Genomic DNA, 1,552 nt, shown 5'->3' with positions numbered 1-1,552 from the left:
GTCAGAAGCCGATCGCCTGGGTACTTCGCAAACCGGCAGTGACGGGTGTCATTATCGGAGCTCGCCCTCCGGCACAAGTAGACGGGCTGATTGCAGCTTCGGAGTCGCGCTTACGCACCATGGAAATCGGTTGAGCAATGGCGTTGTCTGGATTACTTGATTGATGTCAACGGCATCAGTTGGCCTGCTCTGTATTCTGCGCTGAAACCGACTGTTGGTAGCGCAAGGCTTATTGCTCATGACTGAATTGATGCTGACTCACCTCGACTCACTGGGACGCGTGCGAATGGTCGATGTTACGGATAAATGCGTGACGTCCCGAGAAGCCGTGGCTGAGGCATGGGTTCATATGCTTGCCGAGACCCGACAACTGATTGCCAGTGGTGCTCACCCTAAAGGTGATGTATTTGCGGTAGCGCGGATCGCCGGCATTCAGGCGGCCAAACGCACGAGCGAGTTGATTCCGCTCTGTCATCCGCTGCTTCTGAGCAGTGTTAACGTTGAGTTGAGTTTTGAAGGTGACCAACGCGTACGCATTGTTTCTCGGTGCAAGCTGTCCGGACAGACCGGCGTCGAGATGGAGGCACTGACCGCCGCCAGTGTGGCGGCCTTGACCCTGTATGACATGTGCAAGGCCGTGGACCGGGGCATGAGTATCGAATCGGTGCGGCTGTTGGAGAAGCAGGGTGGTAAAAGTGGCTGGTATCAGGCGCCGCAACAATGAAGCTGAATGTTTTGTATTTCTCGCGGTACCGCGAAACGCTTGGCCTTGACGATGAAACGATTGAAGGTGATTTCACTTCTGTCGATCAGTTGCGTCAGCACCTGATACATCGTTCTGGCGTCTGGCAGGTGCTGGCCGAACAGAACCTCATGTGTGCCCGCAATCAGGACATGTGTGGGCTCGATGAGCCGTTGATAGACGGTGATGAAGTGGGTTTTTTCCCAACCGTAACGGGAGGGTGATTCGATGATTCGAGTGCAGACAGAGCGCTTCGAACCCGGCACCGAAATCAATGCCCTGCAGGCTTTGAGCCTGAATGTCGGTGCCGTGGTGAGTTTTGTCGGGTATGTACGTGACACCAACGTCGGACAAGAAGTCGCCGGGATGTTTCTTGAACATTACCCCGGTATGACCGAAAAGGTCCTGGGCAAGATCGCCGACGAAGCCCGGCAGCGCTGGCCGTTGCTCGGACTGGTGCTGATCCATCGAATCGGCGCGCTGCAACCGGGAGACCCCATTGTCTTTGTCGGCGTCAGCAGCAGTCATCGTCAAGCGGCTTTTGATGCCTGTGCGTTTGTAATGGATTACCTGAAAACCCGAGCGCCATTCTGGAAGAAAGAACAGGTGGCCGAGAGTTCCCATTGGGTCGAGGCTCGCCACAGTGATCGCGAGGCGGCGCAACGATGGGAGTGACGTTTCCCTCGCGGTGAGTGGAACGTGTTCAGCTGTATTGAGAGCGAGAATCCCATGCTCTATCCGCTGTTTCTGACATTGCACCTGTTTGCCGCGATGATTTTCATCGGCACGGTATTCTTCGAAGTCCTGTTC

3 protein-coding genes and 1 pseudogene are annotated in these 1,552 nt (G+C 55.5%); all 4 read left to right on the top strand.

Going from position 1 to position 1,552, the window contains the following annotated elements; genetic code table 11:
- A pseudogene (locus tag AC1DLB_RS29635) lies at nucleotides 1-134 on the top strand (aldo/keto reductase); the annotation flags it as partial.
- A gap of 116 nt (nucleotides 135-250) precedes the next feature.
- Nucleotides 251-724, top strand: coding sequence for a cyclic pyranopterin monophosphate synthase MoaC (gene moaC / locus AC1DLB_RS29630; RefSeq protein WP_026286545.1), 474 nt, complete (start codon nucleotides 251-253; stop codon nucleotides 722-724).
- Nucleotides 721-966, top strand: a complete 246-nt coding sequence (locus tag AC1DLB_RS29625; protein ID WP_018927765.1) for a MoaD/ThiS family protein — start codon at nucleotides 721-723, stop codon at nucleotides 964-966. Before moaC ends, AC1DLB_RS29625 begins: the two co-directional genes overlap by 4 nt.
- 4 nt (nucleotides 967-970) lie before the next feature.
- Nucleotides 971-1,417: a molybdopterin synthase catalytic subunit MoaE gene (moaE, locus tag AC1DLB_RS29620; protein WP_018927766.1), complete on the top strand. Its 447-nt coding sequence runs from the start codon at nucleotides 971-973 to the stop codon at nucleotides 1,415-1,417.
- Nucleotides 1,418-1,552 lie beyond the last annotated feature (135 nt).

Source organism: Pseudomonas sp. 05N434, from assembly GCF_056396965.1.
This window is presented reverse-complemented; position numbering and strand designations above follow the sequence as displayed.

Coding starts and splice junctions, on each gene's coding strand:
- moaC (WP_026286545.1), top strand. CDS start 251: ATGCTGACTCACCTCGACTCACTGGGACGCGTGCGAATGGTCGATGTT.
- AC1DLB_RS29625 (WP_018927765.1), top strand. CDS start 721: ATGAAGCTGAATGTTTTGTATTTCTCGCGGTACCGCGAAACGCTTGGC.
- moaE (WP_018927766.1), top strand. CDS start 971: ATGATTCGAGTGCAGACAGAGCGCTTCGAACCCGGCACCGAAATCAAT.